Origin of the sequence: Streptomyces sp. NBC_01317, assembly GCF_035961655.1 — a bacterium.
Taxonomy (GTDB): Bacteria; Actinomycetota; Actinomycetes; order Streptomycetales; family Streptomycetaceae; genus Streptomyces.
This window is the reverse complement of the sequence record NZ_CP108393.1, coordinates 5339246-5363677: the sequence shown is the minus strand read 5'-3', so window position 1 is coordinate 5363677 and position 24432 is coordinate 5339246. Positions and strand designations below refer to the sequence as shown.

Sequence of the window (24432 nt, the reverse complement as noted above, 5' to 3'; positions counted from 1 at the left end):
GCCATGCCGCGTCCGACTGCCGCACAGCTCGCCTACGGTTCCGCCACGGTCGTCTGCTCGACCCTCGTCATGCTGCTGCTCTCCGGTACGTCCACGGGAATAGGCGTCGCGGTGATCGGTATAGCGGCTCTCGCGCTGGGGCTGCTCGTCGCCGTGACCGTAGCGCTGCCCGGCCGGGCCAGGGCGGCTCGCGCCGCGGGCCGGGCCCGTACGTCCCCCGGTGCCCCGGCCGGGAGTGCCGGGAATGCCCGGGTGCCGGCCGCACGCGCCCACGCGGGTGCGGGCGCCGAGTCCCGCTCCGGCCAGCATTCACTGCGCCGCTGAGACGACGACGGTCCTGGCGGCCCGGTCGTGCAGGCCCTGTCTGTAGGGCTTGCCCGTCCAGATCGTCAGGATGATGATCGCCCACCAGAGGCAGAAGCAGCAGAGCAACGCGGGCAGCCAGAGGATGACGGCCCGCAGCAGCGAGGCGTTCGTGTCCGGCACCGCGCCGTTGTTGAGCATCGCGACGCGCAGCCTCAGCCAGCGCTTGCCGAGCGTCTGGCCGTTCCTCTTGGTCAGCAGGGTGTCGTAGGCGACGTAGGCGATGAGCGAGATGAGCGACCAGAGCCACTGCCTGCCGGTGTTCACCTGATCGGTGAAGTCGTTCCATTCGTTGTTCCCGTTCGACGTCGACGTGTCGAAGCCGCCGACGGCGAGCGAGAGGACCGCCACGGGGATGGCGATGATCAGGACGTCGATGATCCGGGCCGTGAGGCGCTTGCCGAAGGGCGCGACGGGCGCCATGCCCGCGTAGGGGTCCGCGCCACCGTAGGGACCGCCGCCGCCGAGCGGGTCCCCGCCGTACGGACCGTCTCCTCCGCGTCCGCCGCCTCCCCCGTACCGGCCGCTTCCCGGGGGGCCGCCGAAGGGGTCGGAGCCTTCCGGGGGAGGCGGGGGCGGGACGCCCGCCGCTCCCCCGTACGGAGATCCGTAGGGCGATCCGTACGGAGGGTCCCCGGACGGCCCGTCACCCCCCGGCCCTGAGCCCTCCGATGACCCTGAGCCCTCCGACGACGGAGACTGCCGCGGTTTCTTGCGAAACGGGTCGTCGTCGGGTGGCTGCTGGTCGGGCGGCGGCCGGTCGTTGCTCATGGGGGCAGTGCACCGCGCCCGCGAAGGGCCCGCAACGGCTTGCCCGCCGTTCGGAGGTACGGCGGACACGCGAGAGCGGGGTCGGCACGAAGCTGACGGAGGGTCGGCCGATCCCCCGTCAGGCCGCCCGGTCTCCCCTCACCACCGCCGCGCGGTCAGCCCGCCACGAAGGTGTGCGCCGCCTTGTCGTGCCAGCACTGCCGCCAGGGCCGGTCGAACAGGCACCACAGGACGTTGAGCACACCCACCGCGAGCAGCCCCAGCACCCCGTAGACCAGCCAGCGGCGCAGGGCCGCGCCGAAGGTCGGGGCCTCGTGGGACTCGATGTCCCGCACCTGGAGACCGCAGAGCTTCTTGCCCAGCGTGCGGCCCCACTTGGCGGTGGGCAGCGCCTCGTACAGGACCCCGAGGACCAGCAGCGCGCCGAGCACGGCGCCGAGATACCCGGCCGTCGTCGAGTCGAGCAGCCAGACGGTGACGGTCTCGCCCGTCTGCTTCGCCGCCTCGATCTTCTCGTCCACATGCGTACGGGCCTTGGCCGCGAGCGGCAGGGCGACGGCTCCGACGATCGCGCCGAGCACGAGGGTGTCGATCAGCCGGGCCACGAGCCGCTTGCCGAGCCCGCCGGGCCTGGCGGCCGCCTGGGCCTGCGCGGCCTGGAGGAACGGATCGCTGACCGGGGGCTTCCACGGTACGACCGGCTGCTCGCCCTCGGGCTGCGCGAGTTGGTGCACCTGCTGGGCCCAGGAGGCGGAGCCGCCGCCCGCGCCGGCCTGGCGGGGCTGCCGTGGTTGCTGGGGTGACGGTTGCGGCGCCTGTTGCCGCGACTCGTTCTGCGACTGTGGCGGTACGGTGCCCGCCCCGGCCGCGCCGGGGGTCATGGAGCGGACCGGCAGGGCGCCGTCGGCCTGGTCCGTACGGCTGCCGGCCGCGGCGTCCTCGTCCTTGGCCCGGCGGGCGGCGCGCAGGGCGCGGATGGCGATCGTGCTGTCGACCGGGGGCTGGTTGGCCGCTCCGGAGGACGGGATCTGGCCGGGGACGGCGGCGGGCCGGTCCGTACCGCCCTCGCCGGTGCCCGGGGCGCCGCGCCGGTCGCCGGTGTCGGCTCCCGTACCCGTACCCGTACTCGTGCCAGGGCCGGTTCCCGTACCCGTACCCACGCCCGGTCCCGACGGGACACCGCGGCGCATGGCGCGGATCGCGACCGTGCCGTCCGTGACGGGCGTGCCGTCGTCCGTACCGGGAGCCGGCGCGCGGACCCCCGGCAGGGCTCCGCCGGTGGGGTCGACGCGCGCGGGGAAGGGCGGGATGTCGCGGCGCGGTGAGGCGGGCTCGGGGGCCGGGTTCGGGACACGCGGGTCCTGCGCCGGCGCGCCCCACGAGACGCGGTTGTCCCGCTCGCCGCCGAAGCCGGTCTGCCGGGAGACGTCGGCCTGCCACGCGGACGCCGGTTCCTGCCGGGGCTGTTCGGCGGCCCGCGGCTCCTCGTCGAAGAACACCGGCCCCGTCTCCTCGACGGCGGGCACCGCGGGCGCCGCCGCCTCGGCACCGGGCGGTGCGGGGCGGCTCGATCCGGGCACCCACGCTGCTCCGTTCCAGTACCGGACGTATCCGGGGATGGACGGATCGGGGTAGTAGCCGGGAGCGGGGTTGCCGTCTCCGGTCGCCGAGGTTGGGGCGCTCATCACCGTGGTCCCGTATCTCCTCTGAGCCAATTCAGAGTCCACATCTATCAGACCACCGGGGTCCCCATGGCCGCTCCTGTCGTTTGAGCCACTTTCCGGTCAGGGTGACGGCGGTGCGCGACCGCGTGGGGGCCGCTCGGGAGGCGCTCGGGAGGCGCTCGGGAGGCGCTCGGGGACTCGTACCGAAAAGTCGTGCCGAGAAGTCGCGTCATGAATCGTCCGCACCGCGCTCTCTTCCGGTACGGCCCGCTGTCAGGGCCCGTACCGAGAGAGGAAGTGCCGCCCATGCACACCGTGGTGGAACGCGAGCTGGAGCTGAACCTGGTGCTGTCGCCCGAGCGCAGCATCCCCGTCCCGGCCCGGCTGACCTATCGCACGGACGATCCGTGCGCCGTGCACATCGCCTTTCACATCGGCTCCGAGGCGCCCGTCCACTGGACCTTCGCCCGTGAGCTGCTCGTGGAGGGGATCTTCCGGCCGTGCGGGCACGGTGACGTACGGATCTGGCCGACGAAGTTCGGCGGGCGCAGCGTCCTGTGTGTGGCCCTCACCTCCCCGGACGGCGACGCGCTGCTGGAGGCGCCGGCCGTGGCCGTGTCGGCCTGGGTGGAGCGGACGCTGCGGATCGTGCCGCCGGGGACGGAGTGCGAGCGGCTGGGCATCGAGGAGGGGCTGGCGGGGCTGCTGGCCCCGGCGCCCGCCGACGACCTGTGGCTGCGGGACCCGTGGCCCTCGGACGGGTCGGCGGAGCCGGCCGACTCCGCCGAGGGGGAGATGGAGGCGGGGTGACCGCCGGGACCGCCGGGACCACCGGGAGGCCTCGTCAGAAGAGCTTGCCCGGGTTCAACAGGCCGAGCGGGTCGAACGTCTGCTTGATGCCCCGCTGCAACTCCACTCCCACCGGGCCCAGTTCGCGTGCGAGCCATTCCTTCTTCAGTACGCCGACGCCGTGTTCGCCGGTGATCGTGCCGCCGAGTTCGAGTCCGAGCGCCATGATCTCGTTGAAGGACTCGCGGGCGCGGCGGGACTCGTCGGGGTCCGCCGCGTCGAAGCAGACGGTCGGGTGGGTGTTGCCGTCGCCCGCGTGGGCGCAGACGCCGATGGTGAGCCCGTACTTCTCGCCGATCCGCTCGATGCCTTCGAGCAGGTCGCCGAGGCGGGAGCGGGGTACGCACACGTCGTCGATCATCGTCGTGCCCTTCACCGTCTCCAGCGCGGGGAGGGCCAACCGCCTGGCCTGGAGCAGCAGTTCGGATTCGGCGGTGTCCTCCGCGGGGACGACCTCGGTGGCGCCGGCCGCCTCGCACAGCAGGCCGACCGCCGCCAGGTCGGCCCCGGGGTCGTGGGTGTCGAAGGCGGCCAGCAGGAGGGCCTCGGTCGTGTCGGGGAGGCCCATGTTCGCCATCGCGTTGACGGCCCGGACGGTCGTACGGTCCATCAGTTCGAGGAGGGAGGGCGTGTGGCCGCTCTCCATGATCCGGCAGATGGCGTCGCACGCGGCGGTCGCGCTGCCGAACTCGGCCGCGAGGACCAGTTGGCGTGGGGGCTGAGGGCGCAGGGCGAGGACGGCCCGGACGACGATGCCGAGGCTGCCCTCGGAGCCGACGAAGAGGCGGGTCAGGTCGTAGCCGGCGACCCCTTTGGCCGTACGGCGGCCGGTGGTGAGGAGGCGTCCGTCGGCGAGGACGACGTCGAGGCCGAGGACGTACTCGGCGGTGACGCCGTACTTGACGCAGCACAGTCCGCCGGAGGCGGTGCCGATGTTCCCGCCGATCGTGCAGGTCTCCCAGCTGGAGGGGTCGGGCGGGTAGTACAGGCCCTGTTCGCCGACGGCGCGGGAGAGCGTGGCGTTGACGACGCCGGGCTCGACGACGGCGATCCGGTCGACCGGGTTGATCTCCAGGATCCGGTCCATCTTCAGCAGGGAGAGGACGATGCACCCGTCCGAGGCGTTCGCGGCCCCGGACAGGCCCGTGCGGGCGCCCTGCGGGACGACGGGGACGCGCAGGGCCGTGGCCGTACGCATGACGTGCTGGACCTGTTCGACCGAGCGGGGCAGGACCACCACCGCCGGGGTGCCGGCCTCGCAGAAGCTCGCCATGTCGTGGGCGTAGGACGCCGTGATGTCGGGGTCGGTGATCAGGGCTTCGCCGGGCAGTCCTGCCCGCAGCTGTGCGAGGAGATCGTCCATGATCCCAGCGTCGCATCCGGGGCCATCGGTGTGAACCCGTCTGCGATCCACCACGCGGGAGCGGGTGTGCTCTTCGTATTGACGCACAGTAATCAGCATGAACGCCATGAAGACGGATCAGCTCAAGCAGGTCAGGCGGGCGGCCCTGGCCGCCGGGGTCGGCGGAGCGCTGGTCGCCGGTGTCCTGCTGGTGGTACCGGACCGGGGGGCGGAACCGGCGCCCGCGCTCGGCCCCGAGGCGCGTGCGATGGCCGCGGTGGGGGCGGGTGCGCCGGCGGCGCTGCCGGACCTGGCCGCGCTCGTCCGGGGCCGGGAGAACCGGGTGCGGACGCATCCTGAGGACGCGGGGGCGTGGGCGGTGCTCGGCTCGGCGTATGTGGAGCGGGGGGTACGGCGGGCGGATCCGGCGTACTTCCCGAAGGCGGACCGGGCGCTGCGGCGGTCGCTCCAGGTGCTGCCGGGTGGGGCGGGGGCGAAGGACTCGGCGGGCGCGAAGGATTCGGCGGGCGCGGGGGGCTCACGCGGGAAAGGCGTGTCCGCCGGCGCGTCCGGCCGTACGGACGCGCTGATCGGTCTCGGCGCGCTCGCCAACGCCCGGCACGACTACGGCGCCGCCAGGAAGTGGGGCGAGGAGGTACGGAAGCGGGAGCCCGGCCGCTGGGCCGCGTACCCGGTCCTGATCGACGCGTACAACGGTCTCGGCGACTACGCGGCGGCGGGCAAGGCGCTCGACAGGCTCAAGAAGCTGCACTCGGGCGCGCCCGTGCTGGAGCGGTCCGCCGAGATCTACCGGGACCGCGGCTGGCGCGAGGACGCGGCGGCGAAGGCCGTCGAGGCGACGGCGCGCGCGGCCTCTCCGGTGGAGAAGGCCGAAGCGCTGTCCACGCAGGGCGAGTTGTCCTGGGAGCGGGGCGAACCGGCGGAGGCGCTGGGGCACTACGACGCCGCGCTGAAGGCCGTACACGACCACGCCGTGTCCCTGGCGGGGCGGGCGAGGGCGCTGGCGGCGCTGGGCCGTACGGAGGAGGCGTACGCGACGTACCAGCGGGCGAGCGAGGAGATGCCGAGGCCCGAGTACGCCCTGGAACTGGGCGAGTTGTACGACGCGCGGGGGCTGGACGGCGACGCGCAGAGCCAGTACGCGGCGCTGCGCGCCCGCGCGGAGGAGGCGCAGACGCAGGGCGTGAACGAGGAGTTGGTCCTCGCGCGCTTCGAGACCGACCACGGGGATCCGAAGTCGGCGGTGGAGCGGCTGCGGGCGGAGTGGGCGCGCGGGCACCGGAGCATGGAGGTCGCGGACGCGCTGGGGTGGGCGCTGTTCCGTACGGGTGAGGGCGAGGAGGCGCTCACGTACGCCAAGAAGGCGACCGGACAGGGCAGGCGCAGCGCGCTGTTCTCGTACCACCGGGGCGAGATCGAGCGCTCGCTGGAGATGAACGGCGCCGCGCGCCGCCATCTGGAGGAGGCGCTCCGTACCCATCCGGCGTTCTCGCCGCTGCTGGCACCGAAGGCGCGGGAGGCGCTGGACGCGCTGGGGGAGCCGGCGGCGGGTGGTCCCAAGGACATGTACGGGAAGGCGGGTTCGGGTCTCTCGGCGAAGGCGGAGTAGGTCCTCCGATGTGCGCCAGGGGCGGGACCGGGTACGGCCCCACGGGTCAGTTTCCGTGGGGCCGTACGGCGTTCAAGCGTTCAACACCCGTGCGGAAGCGGCACGTCAGAGATTGCCGCGCTTCTCCTGCTCGCGCTCGATCGCCTCGAAGAGCGCCTTGAAGTTGCCCTTCCCGAAGCCCATCGAACCGTGCCGTTCGATCATTTCGAAGAAGACCGTCGGGCGGTCCTGGACGGGCTTGGTGAAGATCTGGAGCAGGTAGCCGTCCTCGTCACGGTCGACCAGGATCTTGAGCTCGCGCAGCGTCTCCACGGGGACACGCGTCTCCCCCGCCCACTCGCCCAGCGTGTCGTAGTACGAGTCGGGGGTGTCGAGGAACTGGACTCCGGCGGCCCGCATGGCCCGTACGGACGCGACGATGTCGTTCGTCGCGAGCGCGATGTGCTGGACGCCGGCGCCGCCGTAGAACTCCAGGTACTCGTCGATCTGCGACTTCTTCTTGGCGATGGCGGGCTCGTTGATGGGGAACTTCACCTTGAGCGTGCCGTCCGCGACGACCTTCGACATGAGCGCGGAGTACTCGGTGGCGATGTCGTCGCCCACGAACTCCTTCATGTTGGTGAAGCCCATCACCTGGTTGTAGAAGCCCACCCACTCGTTCATCCGGCCGAGTTCGACGTTGCCGACGCAGTGGTCGACGGCCTGGAAGGTGCGCTTGGCGGGGGGCTCGACGGTCGGTTCCGCGGTGGCGAAGCCCGGCAGGTAGGGGCCGTCGTAGCCGGAACGCTCGACCAGGGTGTGGCGCGTCTCGCCGTACGTGGCGATGGCGGCGCGGACGACCAGGCCGTGCTCGTCCTTGGTCTCGTACGGCTCCTCGATGCCGCGGGCGCCGTGCCCGATTGCGTAGGCGTACGCGGCCCGGACGTCGGGCACCTCGATCGCCAGGTCGACCACTCCGTCGCCGTGCTCGGCGACGTGCGCGGCGAGGAAGCGGCCCCAGTCGGTCGAGGGCTTGATGACGGACGTGAGGACGAAGCGCGCGGAGCCGTTGGTGAGGACGTAACTCGCTGTCTCGCGGCTGCCGTTCTCCGGTCCCGCGTAGGCGACGAGTTTCATGCCGAAGGCCGTGGCGTAGTAGTGCGCGGCCTGCTTGGCGTTGCCGACGGCGAAGACGATCGCGTCCATGCCCTTGACCGGGAAGGGGTCGGCGGCGCGCGCGGTGTCGGGAGCGGTACCGAGGTGCATCGAGGTGTCTGCCATGGGCTCAGCGTCACCCCGTTCCACAAGGTGCGCAACAGTTCGCGGCTTCACTGGGCAATCTGTCCGGTGGAGGGCGAGAATGACGGGGCGATCTGCACAGAGTGACCATGGAGTGGCTGTGTAGTGGCCATGGTTCGACCTCGGGGAGACGGTCTTGGGTATCGACGGACTCGACGGCAGGCTCATCGTGCTGCTGGCGCGGGAGCCCCGGATCGGGGTGCTGGAGGCCTCGCGGCGGCTGGGGGTGGCGCGCGGGACCGTACAGGCGCGGCTGGACCGGCTCCAGGCGCAGGGGGTGATCCGGGGGTTCGGCCCGGCGGTGGATCCGGCCGCGCTCGGCTATCCGGTGACGGCCTTCGCGACGCTGGAGATCAAGCAGGGGCAGGGCGTGGACGTACGGGCCCACCTGGCGACCGTTCCCGAGGTGCTGGAGCTGCACACCACGACGGGGCAGGGCGACATGCTGTGCCGGCTGGTGGCGCGCTCGAACGCGGATCTCCAGCGGGTGATCGACCGGGTGGTGGGGTTCGAGGGGATCATGCGGGCGTCGACGGCGATCGTGATGGAGAACCCCGTACCGCTGCGGATCATCCCGCTGGTGGAGCAGGCGGCGGGGGACTCGGCGCTCGACTGATCGGGTGCAAAGGAGTGGCTGCAAAAGACTGGTTGCAAAGAAACCCTTGCATCGTGTTCTTTGCATGTCTATCGTGGAGGCATGCCGGAAGCTTCGCGTCCCTCCGCCCGTGACGACGTCCATGCCCTGGACCCGCACACCCTCCGCGGGCTCGCCCATCCGATACGGATGCGCCTGCTCGCCGCGCTGCGCCACCACGGCCCCGCCACCGCCTCCCAGTTGGCCGGGCGGCTCGGCGAGTCGAGCGGTGCGACCAGCTACCACCTGCGGCAGCTGGCGGCGTACGGGTTCGTGGAGGACGCGCCGGAGCTGGGCAAGGGGCGGGAGCGCTGGTGGAAGGCGGCCCGTCAGGGCACGAGCCTCGACCGTTCCCTGTACACGGACTCCGACCCGAGCACCCGCACGGCGGTGGAGGTCTTCCTTGAGGAGCTGGCGGATTCACACGCCCGGGAGGTGTCCACCTGGGTCCACTCCGCCATCGACTGGCCCGTGGAGTGGCACGGGAGCGCCAACCTCAGCGACTACACGCTACGGCTCACACCGGAGATGGCGGCGGAGATGAACGCGGAGGCGCACGCCCTGATCGAGAGTTACCGGGACCGCGCCCTTCCGGAGGACGCCGAGAACGTGGCGCAGGTCCGTGTCCATCTCCACGCGCTGCCGCAGGCCGAAGACTGACGACACCGTACCGACCGTTCCTCACGGCGCCGGGCACCTCGGCGCCCCACCGTCGATCGCGACCCGGGGGTTCCTCATGCATGCCGACATTCACCTGATGCTGCACAGCGAGCACTCCACCGAGCTACGGAGGCAGGCCGACGAGGACCGGCGCGCGGTCGCCGTCGCACATGCCGCACTCGCTCTGCGCGTCGCCTCGTCCGGGGAGCCGGACCCTGCGTCCCACGCTCTCCGGGCGCGGCTGGGCTGGACGATGGTGGAGTGGGGTCTGCGCCTCGCGAGCCGTCCCCCCGGGCGAGAAATCCCCCTCGCGTGAGCCGCCGGAAGGCGGCGCCCGCGCCCGGGTACGACAGGCGGCCGCTGACCGCGGTCCTCGCCGCCAACACCGTCTCCATCGCCGGGAGTTCACTGACCCTGATCGGGGTCCCGTGGTTCGTCCTCCAGACCACGGGCAGCGCGGGGCGGGCCGGGATCGTCGCCTTCTGCGCGACGCTCCCGGTGGTGATCGCGGCCGTCGTCGTCGGCCCGGTCATCGACCGGCTGGGCCGGCGCCGGGTGTCCATCGCCTCCGACCTGGTGTGCGCGGTCGCGGTGGCCGCCGTCCCGCTGCTGCACTTCGCGGGGGTGCTGGAGTTCTGGATGCTGTGTGTGCTGATGGCCCTCAGCGGTCTGGTGCACACCCCCGGCCTCACGGCGCGTTCCGTCCTCGTCCCCGACCTCGCCGAGCGCGCCGGGACGACCATGCCCAGGGCCGCGAGCCTCCTCGACGCCGTCTCGCGCGGGGCCCGCATGCTCGGGGCGGCGCTCGCGGGTGTCCTGATCGCGCTCCTCGGCGCCGAGACCGTCCTGCTCCTGGACGCGGCGACCTTCGTGGTCTCGGCGGCGCTGACAGCCGCCGGGGTACGGGGGGTGCGCGCGGCCGAGCCGCAGCGCCTCGCGCCCGTCTCCGTGAAGCGGTACCGCGCGGAGCTGCGCGAGGGTTACGCCTTCCTGGTCCGTACGCGCCTGCTGCTGGGCATCACGGTCATGGTGATGATCACCAACGGTCTCGACCAGGGCTGGGGCGCGGTCCTGCTGCCGGTCCACGCGCGGGAGGATCTGGGCGGCCCCACCGATCTCGGGCTGCTGACGGCCGTGTTCGGCGGCTGCGCGCTGCTCGGGGCCCTGCTGTACGGGGCGTTCGGCGACCGCTTCCCCCGGCGCGTGGTGTTCGCGGTCGCGTTCCTCATATGCGGGGCGCCCCGGTACGTGGTCGGGGCGCTGGTGGACGGGACGGTGCCGCTGGCGGTGACGATGGCGGCCGGCGGGCTCGCGGCCGGTGTGCTCAACCCGATCCTGACCACGGTCATCTTCGAGCAGGTGCCGGCGGAGCTGCGCAGCCGGGTGTCGGGGGTGACCATGGCGGGCGTGGAGATGACCATGCCCCTGGGCGGGCTGGTGGCCGGTCTCCTGGTGGACCGGGCGGGGCTGGGCCACGCGATGCTGGTCTTCGGGGGGATCTACCTGCTGGCGACGCTGAGCCCGCTGGTCTTCCCCGCCTGGCGGGCCATGGAGCGCGTGCCGGAACGGGACCGGGCGGGTGGCACGTCCGCGGAGGTGGCGGGCGCCGCCTTGGCCGCCGGGGTCAGCAGCTCGGGACCGAGCCGCCCTTCTCCAGCGCCCGCAGGGCCGACACCGCGCCCTTGAGGGTGGTGACCGGCACGAGCCGCATGCCCTGGGGCAGTTCCGCCTTGGCGTCCCCGCACTCCGCCTTCGGTACGAGGAAGACCGTGGCCCCGTCCCGGCCGGCGGCCTGGGTCTTCAGGGACACCCCGCCGACCGCGCCGACCTTGCCGCCCCCGTCGATCGTGCCCGTACCGGCGATGACGCGGCCCCCGGTCAGGTCGCCGCCCGAGCCGTCGCCGTCCAGCTTGTCGATGATGCCGAGGGCGAAGAGGAGCCCCGCACTGGGGCCGCCCACGTCGGCGAGGTGCAGGCTGACGTCGACCTTCGCCGGGTCCTCGCCCAGGAAGCCGAGGGCGGCCTCGGTCGCGGAATCCTGCGAGTCCACCATGTCGCGGGTGTTGTGCCGCTGGATCTCCTGGTCGGACTGGCCCGACGGGTAGACGGCGTCACGCGGCAGGACGGCCTCGTCGGTACGGAACCAGCCCTTGGCCACGTCGGCCAGGTCGACGTCGGCGGAAGGACCGGTCGCCACGATGGTCGTCAGCCGCAGCTGCCCCTTCGTCGTGCGGGTGGGCGCGCCCTTGATGGTGATGACCTCCTGCCCCTGGTCGGACCCGAGGACGTCCGCGGTCAGTCCCGGCTGCGCCACGGCGTACGGCAGCGGCGCGGCGCCCGCGACGGCGAGCAGCGCGACCACCGGGAGGGCGCAGAGACCGAGACTGAGGGGGCGCGAGAGACGAGGAGGCACGCCGCCAATGTATCGGCCGCTCAGCGCAGGGCGTCGGCCACCTCTCGGGCCGCGTCCACGACGCGCGGGCCGACCCGTTCCGGCACGGAGTCGGCGAGCATCACCACTCCCACGCTCCCCTCTATGCCGGTCACCCCGATCAGCGCGGCGGCGGCGCCGCTGGCGCCCGCCTCCAGCTCGCCCTGGGTGAGGGTGCAGAGGGGCTCGGTGAGCGCGTTCTGCCGGGCGGCGAGGATGGCCTTGCCGGCCGCGCCCCGGTCCAGGGCGTGCCGGAAGCCGGCCCGGTAGGCGACGTGGTAGTCGGTCCAGGTGGGTTCGACGACGGCGACGGCCAGGGCCTCGGCGCCGTCGACGAGGGTCAGGTGCGCGGTGGCCCCGATGTCCTCGGCGAGGGAGCGCAGGGCGGGCAGGGCGGCCTCCCGTACCAGCGGATGGACCTGGCGGCCCAGGCGCAGCACTCCGAGGCCCACCCGGGCCCGGCCGCCCAGGTCGCGGCGGACCAGCGCGTGCTGCTCCAGCGTGGCGAGCAGGCGGTAGACGACCGTCCTGTTGACGCCGAGCTTGTTGGACAGCTCGGTGACGGTCAGGCCGTGGTCGGTGTCGGCGAGCAGTTTGAGGACACGCAGTCCCCGGTCGAGCGTCTGGGATGTCTCCGCGGTCACGACGCCCTCTCCTTCGGAGTGAGTGGCGACGGCTCTCTCACGGTGTGACGGCACCGGTCCCATCGGCGACGCACGGAGAGGCCGGCGGCGAGCCTTGGCGCACCGGCTGCGCTCCGAGGCGGCTTTGCCACGAAGCGTATGCATTGCGGGGACAGTAGCGATCGGCACCGCTGAGCGGAAGACCTCGTCCAGAATCCGGGCACGGGAGGTGAGTTACGCCGAGTTCCTCACCCAAAAGGGAATGAAAAAGCACTTCCGAGGAACAGTCGGCCTATATCGGGCGCGAGTTCGCGCTCCCTTCCCCGGCGCGGTCCTCACACCGGGGAGTCCTCGCCCCGGGGAGTCCTCGCCCCGGGGAAGGGAACGGGCGGCGGAGTCACCGCATCCGGGTGGCCCACTCCTGGACCTTCTTGACCCGCTCGCGCAGCTGGCCGGCCGTCGCCTCGGCGCTGGGCGGTCCCCCGCACACACGGCGCAGTTCGGTGTGGATGACGCCGTGCGGCTTGCCGCTCTGGTGGACGTACGCGCCGACCATGGTGTTCAGCTGCTTGCGGAGCTCCAGCAGCTCCTTGTGGGAGACCACGGGCCGCCGCTCGGCGGGCAGTTCCAGCAGGTCGGCCTCGGTGTCGGGCTTCTTGCGGCTGTGCGCGATCTGCCGGGCCTGGCGCTTCTGGAGCAGCATCTGCACCTGGTCGGGTTCCAGCAGTCCGGGGATGCCGAGGTAGTCCTGCTCCTCCTCGCTGCCCGGATGCGCCTGCATGCCGAACTCGGCGCCGTCGTAGAGCACGCGGTCGAAGACGGCGTCGGACTCCAGTGCCTCGAAGGGCAGGGACTCCTGCTCGCCGGTGTCCTCGTCCTGCTGCTTCTCGGCCTCCGCCATCTCCTTCTCGGACTCGGCGTACGGGTCGTCCTCGCCGGCCTTCTTCGGCTTGTCGAGGACGTGGTCGCGCTCGACCTCCATCTCACCGGCGAAGCCGAGGAGGTTCGGGATGGTGGGGAGGAAGACCGACGCGGTCTCGCCCCGGCGTCTGGAGCGCACGAAGCGGCCGACGGCCTGGGCGAAGAAGAGGGGCGTGGAGATCGTGGTGGCGTACACGCCGACGGCCAGGCGCGGCACGTCGACGCCCTCGGACACCATGCGGACGGCGACCATCCAGCGGTCGCCGCTGTGGGTGAAGTCGTCGATCCGCTTGGAGGCGCCGGTGTCGTCGGAGAGCACGACGGTCGCCTTGTCCCCGGTGATCTCCCGGATGAGCTTGGCGTACGCGCGCGCCGAGTCCTGGTCGCTCGCGATGACGAGCCCGCCCGCGTCCGGGATGCTCTTGCGCACCTCGGTGAGCCGCTGGTCGGCGGCGCGCAGGACGTTCGGCATCCAGTCGCCGCGCGGGTCGAGCGCGGTGCGCCAGGCCTGGGAGATCGCGTCCTTGGTCATCGGTTCGCCGAGCTTGGCGGCGATCTCGTCGCCGGCCTTGGTGCGCCAGCGCATGTTGCCGCTGTAGCTCAGGAAGATGACGGGGCGGACGACACCGTCGCCGAGGGCGTTCCCGTACCCGTACGTGTAGTCGGCGGACGAGCGGCGGATGCCGTCGTTGCCCTCCTCGTACGCCACGAACGGGATGGGGTTCGTGTCGGACCGGAACGGCGTACCGGTGAGCGCGAGGCGCCGGGTCGCGGGCTCGAACGCCTCCAGGCAGGCCTCGCCCCAGGACTTGGAGTCACCGGCGTGGTGGATCTCGTCGAGGATGACGAGCGTCTTGCGCTGCTCGCACTTGTTGCGGTGGAGCATGGGCCGGACGCCGACACCCGCGTACGTGATGGCGACGCCGTCGTACTCCTTGCTCAACGGACCCGCGCTGTAGTCGGGATCGAGCTTGATCCCTATCCGCGCGGCCGCCTCCGACCACTGCTTCTTGAGGTGCTCGGTGGGCGCGACGACGGTGATCTGCTGGACCACGTGGTGGTGCAGCAGCCAGCTGGCGAGGGTCAGCGCGAAAGTCGTCTTCCCGGCGCCGGGCGTCGCGACGGCGAGGAAGTCCCTGGGCTGCTCCTGGAGATACCGCTCCAGCGCCCGCTCCTGCCAGGCGCGCAGCTTGTTGGCGGTACCCCAGGGGGCCCGGCCGGGGAAGGCGGGTGAGAGGTGGTGTGAGGAGGCGGTAGTAGTCACGGTCTCCGGTTCGGACGTGGGTGTACGGGCGGTCGCGCCGCGCGGGCTTACGTACGACAACCGGGCCACCTTATCGGGGGCCCGGGGAGATCCTCGTACGAACGAGGTCCGGGTCGCACGGGTGCGGCGAGGGTCACACCGGGAGCGCCACGTGGCCGTGAGGGGGCAGCGCCCGGCCCCTCATGTCCGTACGGGCCGCACGCGGGTCGCCACCCACACCCCCACCAGCGCCACCGCGGCCATCGGCAGGAAGACGGCCGCGAACGCCGTCGGGTGGGAGCCCGTCGCGGTGGAGACCGCGTGGCCGCCCACCGAGCCGCCGCCCAGTGCGGCGAACGCCGCACCGCCCACCGCCAGCAGCAGCACGTTCGACAGGCCGTCGGAGATCTGGAGCGCGGCCGAGTTGAGGCCCGCCTCCTCGGGCGCCGAGAGCTTGAGGAGCAGCACGCTCGTCGAGGAGAGGACGAGCCCCATGCCGAGGCACCCCACTCCCCACGCCACCCCGACGATCCAGACGGGGACGGACTGGATCAGTACGGTCGGCGCGGTCGCGATCGCCGCGGCGACCAGCACCATGCCGCCCGTCATCAGGCGCACCCGGTACGGCTCCAAGCGCGGCCTGGACTGGATGTACGAACCGAGCGCCCAGGTCAGGCCACCCACCGCGAGCGACAGCCCGGCCATCGTCGGGGACAGCCCGCGCTGGGTGACCAGCATCAGCGGTACAAAACTCTCGGCGGCGATGAACGACCCGGCGGACACCCCGCGCAGCAAAATCACGGCGGGCAGCCCGCGAGTGGCGCGCCAGGTACCGGCCGGCAGCAGCCCAAGAACGGCAGGAACCAAAAAGGCCATCCCACCCACGGCGGGAAGGAGCGAAAGAGGACGCAAATCCTGGGCGGCGTACTGAAGGAGCGCCGCGCCGAGCGAGATCCCGAGCGCGAGGCGGATCCGGCGGCGGTCGAAGGCGGGCGCGGGCCCCGAGGCGTCGGCGGGCCCGGAGGCCATGCGCCGTATCGCGGGCAGGGCGAGGACCAGCGGCAGCACGATGAGGACGGGAATGCCCAGGAAGACCCAGCGCCAGCCGAGGTGCTCGGTCACGGTGCCGGAGGCGAGCGGCCCGACGACGGACGGGATCACCCAGCTCGCGGCGAACGCGGCCATGATCGCGGGCCGCAGCCGTTCGGGATAGGCGCGGCTGATGGTGACGTACAGCGCGACGATGACCAGTCCCCCGCCGAGCCCCTGGACGGCCCGGCCGAGGATGAACAGCGCCATCGTGCCGGCCGTACCGGAGAGCAGCAGCCCGGCGGCGAAGGCGGAGATGCCGGTGGCGAGGGGGGCGAGGGGCCCCTTCCTGTCGGCCCACTGACCGGACAGGACCATGGCGAAGAGGCTGGTGGTGAAGTACGAGGAGAAGGCGAAGGCGTACAGCGAGATCCCGTGCAGCTCCCGCGCGGCCACCGGCATCGCGGTCCCGACGGCGGTCGCCTCGAAGGCGATGAGCAGCACGACGGACACGATCCCGATACTGAGCGCCCGGTGAACCGGCCCCAGCACCCCGTCCTGACCGGGAAACTCTCGTACGGGCAGGTCGGCGGAGACGACGGTGGCGTCGCCAGGTTCCAGGGCGGTCATAAGGCCAGGGTAAGGGGCATGAGCCTCATTGATCCCTGTCGGAGGACTGATCCCCCTGGTCCCTTGGTCGTACGCCCGCCCACCCCACCGCCCGATCCACCGCCCCGCCCCGCATGAACGGAGTGTGGCAGTCCCGTTGCGCACCCCCCGCGCCCCTTGAGCATGACGACCCACGCGCCTACGGTCATGACCAGTGAGAGCACGGCCGTGTGCCCGAGTGGTTCAGGGGCTCGCCTGCAAAGCGAGTTACGTGGGTTCGATTCCCGCCACGGCCTCAAATGGCCTGACCAGCCAAAAAGAAAAGGGCGGCGCCCATCCAGGGTGCCGCCCTTTTCAGTCGCCCGTCTCAGTTGGCCGGTACCAGGACCCCGACCGCACCATCGTCGTCATCGTCCGGCCGGTGCGTCTCAGGCTTCCAGATCAGACCATCGACCTGCCGCGCGATGTCGGTCCGTACAGCGTCCACCATGTGCTGATACCGGGCGGCCATGGCCGTGGTCGACCACCCCATGAGACCCATGACGGCGCGCTCGGGGACACCGAGGATGAGCAGGACCGTGGCGGCCGTCCCGTACCTTCGCCTCCGTCAGGAGACCGCGTCAAAGAGAGCGTCCCGCCAATCACGGTAGTCGCTGGTTGGGAGGGCGGAAGGCAGACTCGTGCTGTGGGCCGCGTACGGCTCAGGGGCGGCAATTGGTACGCCTCAGGCACGTGTTCGCAGGTCAGCGGGGGATGTGGTTGGGGCAGAGGCGGCCGTCCTGAAAAACCTTGCCCGGCTGGCGGTAAAAGTTTCCCTACTTCGTCAAGGCACCCGGCTCCGGCTGCGCTCCTGCCTACGGCCCGCTCGGCGCTGCCGCCGCCGACGCGCGCCCGCTGTGTAGGCCCGTGGGGCGTGAGACGAGAACCAAGCCTGCGGCTTCAAGACGATGCCTCCGGCGGAGGCGCTCAGACTCCGGGATGGACGGGGAGCCCCACGGGTGAGCGATGGGCCTGGGAGAGTTGTCGATCGATATGCCCTTACTACTTCTCATTCCCCTCTTCGGTATAGGCTTTTATAAGCACGTCAATGAGAGCTGGTACGGAGCTCGAAGGGTTAGGTGGAGAATGCTTGAATCGAGCTTCTTCGCACCGACTAGCACGCTTTGCCGCAACGTCATAATTTCCGTAAGGGAAGCTTTCGGGTATACTCTTGTCGGAAAATCCCCATTTGACTTTTAGGGTGCGGTGCAGCGCACGCCCGTCAGAGCTAGTCGCCATGTCCTCAAAGTGCCAAAGAAGCCAGACTTCGAAACTCGGCGCACTAATAGCCATGTCGATGCTTAGTCGCCCCGCCTCGACGCAAGCCCGCTCCAAGCTTGCGTGGTCATCGACATCCACAACGCACCACACCTCATCAAACGGGTCACCGATCCTCTTCTCGACAACACGCCGCCGATCAGCTTCCCTTACCACACTTAATGGGTCACGTCCCACTCCGACGGGCCTTACGCTAACGACTCGCACAGCCTTAGCCTTCAGGGTTTTCGCGAGTCTCTCAAAATACTGCGGCTCGGTTTTAACTCCTTCGGCAGCAATTAGAATTTTCCTGTGCTCGACACGCTTGTTTTTCGACTTGGCGATTCTCTGTGATCCTCGAATGCGTCTCCCGTTAGTCACGCGTTGACCTCCGCCAACGTGGAACGCAATTCTTCCCAGGCAATCGCCGGGACTGCACCATATCGCCCGCCGAGATACCGTTTTTCGATATTTTGGTCCTTCTTTACGGGGAAATCAGTTAGGGGGTAGATGGCGGTAGAGCCATCTTCAACCTTCTCCGAGAACCAAACGTCCTCCGTTTCGAGGTTATCTCCTGACAAATGACCCATCAGGGAGGTGTCATGGGAAGTAAAGATCATCTGCGCACCGCGGGCATTAACCTCTGGCGATTTGAAGATCGAAATAAGGGCAGACGCCAGGCGAGGATGCAGGCTGGCATCGAGCTCGTCAACCAGCAGCACGCCCCCGTATCTAATTTCCCGCAGAGCCGGAAGAGCCAATGAGAGCCACGCTACGGTGCCGCTACTTTCATCGCCGATGTCCAGTTTTTGGGATCCGGAACTCGCGCCACTTTCATGCCAAAAGGAAATCACCTTCTGTTGCTCCTCAAAGATTTCCTCGAAGCGATCGTCTTCACTCTCCTCATCATCAAAAAGAGCGCGCATGGCTTTGCGCATCGCATTTTGCATCTTTTCGTCTACGTCAACTCTATCAAGAGAAACACGAGAGATGCCCAAATCTGCAAACCGAAGCAAGCTCTGCGCTTGCGCCAAAATATCCGGATCTTCTATCCACTTCTTTACAGAGCTCATCCTTCCATGTTGATTGATCTCAGAGAATGCCGCATAGCGCATGTGGCGGGTTAGGTAGTGATGAATACCCTTGAGGTGCGGGTGATTCGCCATAGCGGCTACTGAAAGGTAGAGATTTTTACCAGCCATAAGCCGAGCGATGCGCGTGTTCTCGCCTCTCAGATTTCTACTGAAAGTGATATCTTCCGGGCCTGGTCCAGCCCGATCAAACAGTGCACGTCGTCGCCCTTCAGGGAATGAACTCAACCACTCTGAGGCGACGCCGCTCGAATTGGATTCGAATCCGTACACGTGGCGGATTCCACCTACTGTGAAATCGAATTCGTAGGCCGATGTCTCGCCCTTTGAATGTTCGTCAAGCATGAAAGGCTGGTGGGGAAAGTTCTCCCTGTTACTCCAGTTCGTTGAAGAATTAATCACGTTTACAGCAAAGGACATCGCATCAAGAACCGTTGTTTTCCCGGATGCGTTGGCCCCGAAGAGGCCAGCAATGCGGTTGGTGACCGATCCCCAGTCACCACTTTTCGGGCGAACCGCATTAAAATCCGCCCTGGTCAGAACGAGCTCACTTGCGTCTCGGATGGACTTGTGGTTCGTGACGCGGAACCTCAGCAACATGGCTTCCTCGCTCCCTGGGTGCACTTTGATCCCTCACTGGGACGATTACCATCCCTGGTGCGTGTCAAACGGTACGCCAGATGTTGCCTCACAGCCAGGCTGAATCTGTCAAGGCTGAGCCTCAGTTTTCTCCTCGCGTCTCAAAGGGTGATCTGCGCGGCATGTCCGAAGGTATGGAAACGCACCGAGCACTCGTTGGAGCTCTGCAAGCCCAGGCTGCCCAGCGCGTTGTGCCCCAGGCCATCGAGCGATACGCAAGGCACGTCTCTGAGCCGCCGACGAGCTGATGGAGCGACTGCGGTGAGCGCGACAACAATGATGCACAGCCGCGTACAACCGTGGGCGTCGGCGGACCATCAGCACAGGTGACAGGCACAACAGCCCTAGAGGAATGAGCAGCCCAAGTTGCTTCGGGACGAAGAGGTCGCCGCCACCTGAGACAGCCGTAGGCATGAGGGGGTGGGGGAAGTGCGCCACTCACATCTACATGCATGGGCCGTCTCAGTTCCCGTCTCATTCACCTCCGTCCGGAGGCGTTCGCGCGGGTCCATGGCCTGACTCGGGATGGCGCTCAGGCGCCGCCGTGAACGGCTATGAATGGCCGCGTACACGGTGCTGACCTGCGGGGACAAACCTGCAAGCGAGTTACGTGGGTTCGATTCCCGCCACGGCCTCCACGACGCGGTCGGCCGTCCCCGTGCGCGGGGGCGGCCAACCGGCGTTCACGGGCTACGCCAACCCCGCCGTCTCCGGCAGCCCGGCCCGGTCCTCGCAGTCGAGTCGCTTGACGAGTGCGAGCGTGACCGAGTGGAGAAGGGTCAGGTTGGCCTTGCGCAGCTGCTCGGGGTCCCCTTCGGGTTCGTTGCGATTGTTCAGCGCCGCGCGCAGCATGACGGGACCGCCCTCGAACTTCTCGCTGACGCACTCCGCGTAGAGAACCGCCTTCCGCGGAGACGCAAGCCCTTCACGCCCGAGGTCGTACTGCTTGAAGGCGCCGGCGAACTTCCCGTCGCCGACACCGTCGCCGTCCTCCAGCGACACGTCGATGCTGACATCGACCAGCGTCGATTCCGGCAGGTAGATCTCACACATCCGGTGGGTCTCGCCACCCGCCCCGTCCCGCCAGGGCAACGTGGTACGTGGAGTGAGCGGTCAGCGCAGGGCCGCGCGGAGGGCTGTCACGCGGGCTACCGCGTCGTGGAAGGGGGTGGTCGGGAGAGTGTTGTTGTGGAGGGCTGTTGTCAGGGACGTCACTGCCGACTCGCCCTGGGACACCTCTCGGGATGAGCAGAGCAGGAGGTCCATGCCCGCCTCGGCGGCCAGGACCGCGCGTTCGCCTGTGGTGAGGGTGTGGCTGAGTGCCTTGGCCTCCAGGGCGTCCGTGATCGTGACTCCCTTGAAGCCCACGTGGGTGCGGAGTTCCTTGACCACGGCGGCCGACAGGCCCGCCGGGTGTTTGGCATCGAGGGCCGGGTAGACCGCCCAGGACAGCATCACGAGTTGTGTGCCCGCCGCTACGGCCTGTTTGTACGGGGCCTCGTCCACGGTTCGCAGGGTCGTCAGCGACTGGGTGAGTGTCACCGGGCCCAGGTCCGTGTTCTGGTGGGCCGATGCCGCGCCCAGGCCCGGGAAGTGCTTCGCGGTCGCGGCCACCACCGTGTGCTGCTGGGCCGTGACGAAGGCCGCGCCGAGCTTGCCGACCTGCGCCGCGTTCTTGCCGTAGGAGCGCTGGGCCTGGTCCGTGAAGTCGCCGGTCTTGCGGTAGACGTCCAACACTGGGGCCAGGTTGAGGTTCAGGCCGGCCCCGGCGAGGTTCTTCCCCGCGCCCGTGCCCGCCGCCTTCGCCGCCGCCACCGGGTCGGACGCCAGCCCTATCTGCTTCTCCGACAGCGCGGGAGCGCCCGGGAGGCGCCGTACCTGGCCACCCTCCTGGTCGGTCATGAGCAGGAGCGGGAGGCGGACCGGGCTCGACCTGTTGGCCTTTTCGAGTTGTTTGACCACCGTCGCCAACTGCTTCGCGCTCGTGATGTTCTCGGCGAAGAAAATGACCCCCGCCACCTCACCCGCGCTGATCTTCTTGAGCAGGGAGGCCGGCGGGGTGTGGCCCGGGTAGGAGTAGATCACCCGCTGGCCCGCCAGCTGCCGTTCGGTCAGGCCCTTCGGCACCGCCCCGGCCTGTGGATAAGCCGAGGTGGAGGCGGAGGAAGGGGTAGAGGAAGGGGTGGACGCGGCCAGGGCCCTGCCTCCTACCGCCAGCGCGGCGGCCGCCGCCCCCGCCCCGGTCAGTATGGTCCTGCGCCCTATGTGCGGCGAGTCTGATGCGTCCATGGGAAGTTCCTCTCTCCCCGCACCCTACGACCGTCCCCGCGGAATCTCAGGAGCCAGTGTTCAGCGTCACCTTCTCCGTGAGACCGCCGTCGTCCCGGCAGTCGAGCTCTTCCGCGAGCTTGTACGCCACGGAGTGCAGCACGGTGAGATTGGCCTCCCTGATCGGCCCGGGGCCGCCTTTCGGCTCGTCCTCCTCGCCCGGCTGAACCCTGTTGTGCAGCTTTCCGAAGACCACTGCCGGATCGCCGTCGGAGCTCCCCGCCATCTTCGGACCGACGCAGTCGAAGTAGAGGTAGGTGAATTTGCTGTTGGCGAAAGCCCCTCGCCCCGCGTCGTAATGTACGAGGTTGGGCACCTTCGAGGTACTGACCACTGCTTGTTCCGTGGCCATTCCGAACTCGATCTCGGCGGCGACCGCGCCTCCGGACCTCCTGATCCAGCAAGCAGGAACGAGATCAGGATTCGCACTGCCGCCCAGACGCTCGTAATCGTCCGACAATTCGGCAGCCACCTTCGGAAGCCCCGGTGTATTTTCGGTGTCCCCCGCCGAAAAGGACTTGGTCCCGGCCAGGAAATCAAGTGCCGTCGCCGCTTCAGCGGAGAGTACGCCGCGACATGTCCCGGCCGCCGAGGACGGTTCCGGAGGGTTGTCATCACCACCCCCGTCGCCGCCGCATCCGAGGAGAGAAACCCCGAAGACAGCTCCGAGAGCGACCGGGCGCATCGCCCCCCACATCCTGTCAGCCAGTCTCGGGGCTGTTCCCTGACGCATTCTCCCGATCCTTTCCTTTGAGATATCCACCGTCCACGGCCTCTTCCAGATCCTGTCCGAGTACGCTGTTCGGATCGATCCCGTTGTGTGCGAGGAAGGCCTTCATCGGAGCTTCGACATTCCGTTCACCGGCGTTGAACACCGCCTCGCGGTCCTTCCGGGTCTGCTCGTCGATATCGTCCGTGTGCTGTTCCTGCGACGGCTCCGCCCAGTCGCCGAGGATCTGGTTGGCGTACTGCTCAACGCCACCGGTGGCGGTGTCCACCGCCAAGGGGACCAGAACGGCTCCGAGGCCGGCCACGGGCGCGGAGATGGGAAGAAAAGCGATGCCCGCCCCGACGACCGCTCCCGTGCCGAGCTCGATCCAGCCGGACCTCCGCTCCATGGCCTTCGCGTAGTCCTCGTTCTTCTTCGCACCCTCGGCGCCGATCTGGTCCGCCCTGGACTGGTCGAGCATGCCCTGTACCTCCGCGCCCGTACGCACCGCTTCCCGCGCGCGTCCCGAGTCGACCTCACCCCCGTGTACCTGCGCGTCCAGCACCGACCCCGTGTAAATCCGCTCCGCGTTGGTCACCGACGCGTAGGCGTCAGGGTGCTGACCCAGGGTGCTCAGGAAGTCCCGGGCGCCGTCCCGGCCGAACACCGCGTGCGACGACGCGTCCTTGGACGGTGAGAACAAGCTCGACGGCTCGTTGTCGTTCAGCGCCCAGTTGATGTCGTCGACATATCCCGCGCCCATGTTCCCCAGGCTGTCGGCCATCGCCGCCTGTTGCTTGAGCAGCGCGGGATCGCCGCCGTACTTCTCGACGACCTGCTCCATGATCCCGGCGGAGGTCTCGTCCCTGACCAGCCGGGGATGCGGGTCGTCCCACGCGTGGCCGAGGGTCGCGGACTCCAGGGCGTGCCCGAAAGCGTCCGGCATGTCGTCGAGGGACTTCTCGGCGTCGTCCGGGCTGTGCCCCGTGATGTCGGGGAAGGACTCGTAGTCCTTGTTTCCGAAGTGGTCGAGGTAGCTCGTCAGCTCCTTGCCGTCCGCATCCTTGGGAAGGCCTCCCACCAGCACTCCGTCCTCGTCGTACGCCCGCGGCGTGGCGGAGAAGAACTCCTTCGACGCGTCGGAGCTGTGCCCGAGCGCCTCCAGCATGCTGATCACCGGGTCGTATCCCGCGCCGTTCTTCCCCGACGGGTTGAACGGGTACTTGTCGCTACTCAGATCGCTCTTGTTGCCGGCGAACAGGTACGGGTCCTTCGCGTGCAGTTGGGTCACGTGCTCCGCGATCGGATTCAGGAACTTCGCGTCGTAGTTCCCGAACCGCATGATGCCGCCGAGCAGCTGGTACCCGTAAGGACCGCTGTAGTCGTTCTTCGACAGGGGAATGCGCTCGGTCCCGAGCTTCCGCATCTCGTCGCCCCACTGCCGGGCCCATGTGTCGTCCGACGTGGTCGCCGTGGCCAGGTTCAGACCCAGGTTCCGCTGGAGCGCCTGGACGTCCGCCAGGCGCTCCTTGTCCTGCTCGGTGTAGTCGTACGTGTCGGTGGAGAGCCGCCCGAAGAACTCCAGCGCCTTCTCCGGCCCTCCGACGCCGTCGTAGAACCCCCGGGAGAACTCCTTCGAACCGTGGTTGTCGGCGAGGAGTTCGTTGAGCGCGCGGAGTTCCGTGTGGGTGAGGTCGCTGCCCTTCTTCGCCAGGTCGGCGGCGCGGCGCGCCTCCTCGGCGTCGAGGCTCTCGTACTGGGGGGCGCTGAAGTTGTGCCGGTCGCCGGTGATGTTGGCCCTGAGCGCGTTGGCCGTTGCGACGTCGGCGTCCTCGCACGTCTCCACAATGGCGTCGATACGCCGTTGCAGGGCCTCGATCCTGGCGTTCTGGCTCCGCAGGATGTCGGCGTAGTCCGGATCGTGACGGGCGCCCACGCTCTCCTGCACGGGGTGGGCCGCCGTCACTCTTCCGGCCGCGTCCACGACCAGGTACTGCGCCCGCGCGTCCGTCTCCACAATCGCCCTGAGGTCGTCCTTGGCCTTCTTGAAGGCCCTGTGGCCGTCCTCCAGGATCAGCTGGATGCCCTTGGCGGCCTTCGCCGCGTCGTCGAACTCTTTGGCGGTCTTGTCGATGAACGGCTTGGTCACCGTGGCGTTCGCGCCCTGCCAGAGGTCGTCCCTGGCCTTGGCCGCCATCGTCGTCCGCGCGTCCTCGGCCAGCTTCTCCAACTTGCCGGTCATCGCCGACCAGTCGTCCGCCGCCGTCTTCAGCTTGCCGAGCGGGGCCAGGTACACATCGTTGAAGGTCAACATGATCGCTC

At 69.3% G+C, this 24432-nt stretch carries 21 protein-coding genes, 1 tRNA gene and 1 pseudogene; 8 read left to right on the top strand and 15 right to left on the bottom strand.

Annotated features, from left to right (window positions below):
* Positions 1–3: 3 nt before the first annotated feature.
* Positions 4–324 (top strand): hypothetical protein, encoded by a 321-nt coding sequence (locus tag OG349_RS23215; protein ID WP_327236433.1) that lies wholly within the window; start codon positions 4–6, stop codon positions 322–324.
* Here the strand turns inward: OG349_RS23215 and OG349_RS23210 are convergent.
* Both OG349_RS23210 and OG349_RS23205 read right to left on the bottom strand, forming a co-directional pair.
* Positions 310–1134 carry an RDD family protein gene (locus OG349_RS23210; protein ID WP_327236432.1) on the bottom strand — a complete coding sequence of 275 codons (825 nt, stop codon included), beginning with the start codon at positions 1132–1134 and terminating at the stop codon, positions 310–312. The two genes, OG349_RS23215 and OG349_RS23210, sit on opposite strands and share 15 nt — an antisense overlap.
* A 155-nt stretch (positions 1135–1289) precedes the next feature.
* Positions 1290–2819: an RDD family protein gene (locus tag OG349_RS23205; protein ID WP_327236431.1), complete on the bottom strand. Its 1530-nt coding sequence runs from the start codon at positions 2817–2819 to the stop codon at positions 1290–1292.
* A gap of 285 nt (positions 2820–3104) precedes the next feature.
* On the opposite strand from OG349_RS23205, the gene OG349_RS23200 reads away from it, so the two are divergent.
* The gene (locus OG349_RS23200) at positions 3105–3608 is read left to right on the top strand and encodes an SsgA family sporulation/cell division regulator (RefSeq protein ID WP_327236430.1); all 504 of its coding nucleotides are present in this window, start codon (positions 3105–3107) and stop codon (positions 3606–3608) included.
* A 34-nt stretch (positions 3609–3642) separates the two neighbouring features.
* On the opposite strand, the gene OG349_RS23195 is transcribed toward OG349_RS23200, so the two are convergent.
* Positions 3643–5010, bottom strand: a complete 1368-nt coding sequence (locus OG349_RS23195) for an FAD-binding oxidoreductase (protein WP_327236429.1) — start codon at positions 5008–5010, stop codon at positions 3643–3645.
* A gap of 97 nt (positions 5011–5107) precedes the next feature.
* Here OG349_RS23195 and OG349_RS23190 point away from each other — a divergent pair, with 97 nt between their 5' ends.
* On the top strand, positions 5108–6619 hold the full coding sequence (locus OG349_RS23190; protein WP_327236428.1) for a tetratricopeptide repeat protein: 1512 nt from the start codon (positions 5108–5110) through the stop codon (positions 6617–6619).
* 105 nt (positions 6620–6724) lie between these two features.
* On the opposite strand, the gene hppD is transcribed toward OG349_RS23190, so the two are convergent.
* On the bottom strand, positions 6725–7864 hold the full coding sequence (hppD, locus tag OG349_RS23185; protein ID WP_442806411.1) for a 4-hydroxyphenylpyruvate dioxygenase: 1140 nt from the start codon (positions 7862–7864) through the stop codon (positions 6725–6727).
* 169 nt (positions 7865–8033) lie between these two features.
* Here hppD and OG349_RS23180 point away from each other — a divergent pair, with 169 nt between their 5' ends.
* The 4 genes from OG349_RS23180 to OG349_RS23165 all read left to right on the top strand — a co-directional run bounded on the left by OG349_RS23180 (position 8034) and on the right by OG349_RS23165 (position 10877).
* A complete protein-coding gene (locus OG349_RS23180) occupies positions 8034–8513 on the top strand; it encodes an Lrp/AsnC family transcriptional regulator (protein WP_327236426.1) in 480 nt (159 codons plus the stop codon).
* Between the two features lie 81 nt (positions 8514–8594).
* Positions 8595–9191, top strand: coding sequence for a helix-turn-helix domain-containing protein (locus OG349_RS23175; protein WP_327236425.1), 597 nt, complete (start codon positions 8595–8597; stop codon positions 9189–9191).
* Positions 9192–9267: 76 nt separating this feature from the next.
* On the top strand, positions 9268–9507 hold the full coding sequence (locus OG349_RS23170; RefSeq protein WP_327236424.1) for a hypothetical protein: 240 nt from the start codon (positions 9268–9270) through the stop codon (positions 9505–9507).
* Positions 9504–10877, top strand: a complete 1374-nt coding sequence (locus OG349_RS23165; RefSeq protein WP_327236423.1) for an MFS transporter — start codon at positions 9504–9506, stop codon at positions 10875–10877. The genes OG349_RS23170 and OG349_RS23165 overlap by 4 nt, the downstream gene beginning before the upstream one ends.
* Here the strand turns inward: OG349_RS23165 and OG349_RS23160 are convergent.
* The 4 genes from OG349_RS23160 to OG349_RS23145 all read right to left on the bottom strand — a co-directional run bounded on the left by OG349_RS23160 (position 10816) and on the right by OG349_RS23145 (position 16068).
* Positions 10816–11604: a S16 family serine protease gene (locus tag OG349_RS23160; protein WP_327236422.1), complete on the bottom strand. Its 789-nt coding sequence runs from the start codon at positions 11602–11604 to the stop codon at positions 10816–10818. The two genes, OG349_RS23165 and OG349_RS23160, sit on opposite strands and share 62 nt — an antisense overlap.
* A 20-nt stretch (positions 11605–11624) precedes the next feature.
* A complete protein-coding gene (locus tag OG349_RS23155) occupies positions 11625–12266 on the bottom strand; it encodes a helix-turn-helix domain-containing protein (protein ID WP_161307415.1) in 642 nt (213 codons plus the stop codon).
* A gap of 376 nt (positions 12267–12642) precedes the next feature.
* The gene (locus OG349_RS23150) at positions 12643–14430 is read right to left on the bottom strand and encodes a DEAD/DEAH box helicase (protein WP_161307414.1); all 1788 of its coding nucleotides are present in this window, start codon (positions 14428–14430) and stop codon (positions 12643–12645) included.
* A 180-nt stretch (positions 14431–14610) separates the two neighbouring features.
* Positions 14611–16068: an MFS transporter gene (locus tag OG349_RS23145; protein WP_327236421.1), complete on the bottom strand. Its 1458-nt coding sequence runs from the start codon at positions 16066–16068 to the stop codon at positions 14611–14613.
* A gap of 203 nt (positions 16069–16271) precedes the next feature.
* Between OG349_RS23145 and OG349_RS23140 the strand changes: the two genes are divergently transcribed.
* Positions 16272–16343, top strand: a tRNA-Cys gene (locus OG349_RS23140).
* Positions 16344–16414: 71 nt separating this feature from the next.
* On the opposite strand, the pseudogene OG349_RS23135 reads toward OG349_RS23140, so the two are convergent.
* From OG349_RS23135 to OG349_RS23110, 7 genes and pseudogenes are all read right to left on the bottom strand, one after another.
* A pseudogene (locus OG349_RS23135) lies at positions 16415–16636 on the bottom strand (site-specific integrase); the annotation flags it as partial.
* A gap of 452 nt (positions 16637–17088) precedes the next feature.
* On the bottom strand, positions 17089–17724 hold the full coding sequence (locus OG349_RS34870) for an RloB family protein (protein WP_442806296.1): 636 nt from the start codon (positions 17722–17724) through the stop codon (positions 17089–17091).
* The gene (locus OG349_RS23130) at positions 17721–19034 is read right to left on the bottom strand and encodes an AAA family ATPase (RefSeq protein ID WP_327236420.1); all 1314 of its coding nucleotides are present in this window, start codon (positions 19032–19034) and stop codon (positions 17721–17723) included. The genes OG349_RS34870 and OG349_RS23130 overlap by 4 nt, the downstream gene beginning before the upstream one ends.
* Positions 19035–19763: 729 nt before the next feature.
* The gene (locus OG349_RS23125; RefSeq protein ID WP_327236419.1) at positions 19764–20126 is read right to left on the bottom strand and encodes a hypothetical protein; all 363 of its coding nucleotides are present in this window, start codon (positions 20124–20126) and stop codon (positions 19764–19766) included.
* 60 nt (positions 20127–20186) lie between these two features.
* Positions 20187–21362, bottom strand: coding sequence for a glycoside hydrolase family 3 N-terminal domain-containing protein (locus OG349_RS23120; RefSeq protein WP_327236418.1), 1176 nt, complete (start codon positions 21360–21362; stop codon positions 20187–20189).
* A 46-nt stretch (positions 21363–21408) separates the two neighbouring features.
* Complete coding sequence (locus OG349_RS23115; RefSeq protein WP_327236417.1) at positions 21409–22134, bottom strand: hypothetical protein; 726 nt, start codon at positions 22132–22134, stop codon at positions 21409–21411.
* Positions 22103–24424 (bottom strand): hypothetical protein, encoded by a 2322-nt coding sequence (locus OG349_RS23110; protein WP_327236416.1) that lies wholly within the window; start codon positions 24422–24424, stop codon positions 22103–22105. The genes OG349_RS23115 and OG349_RS23110 overlap by 32 nt, the downstream gene beginning before the upstream one ends.
* Positions 24425–24432 lie beyond the last annotated feature (8 nt).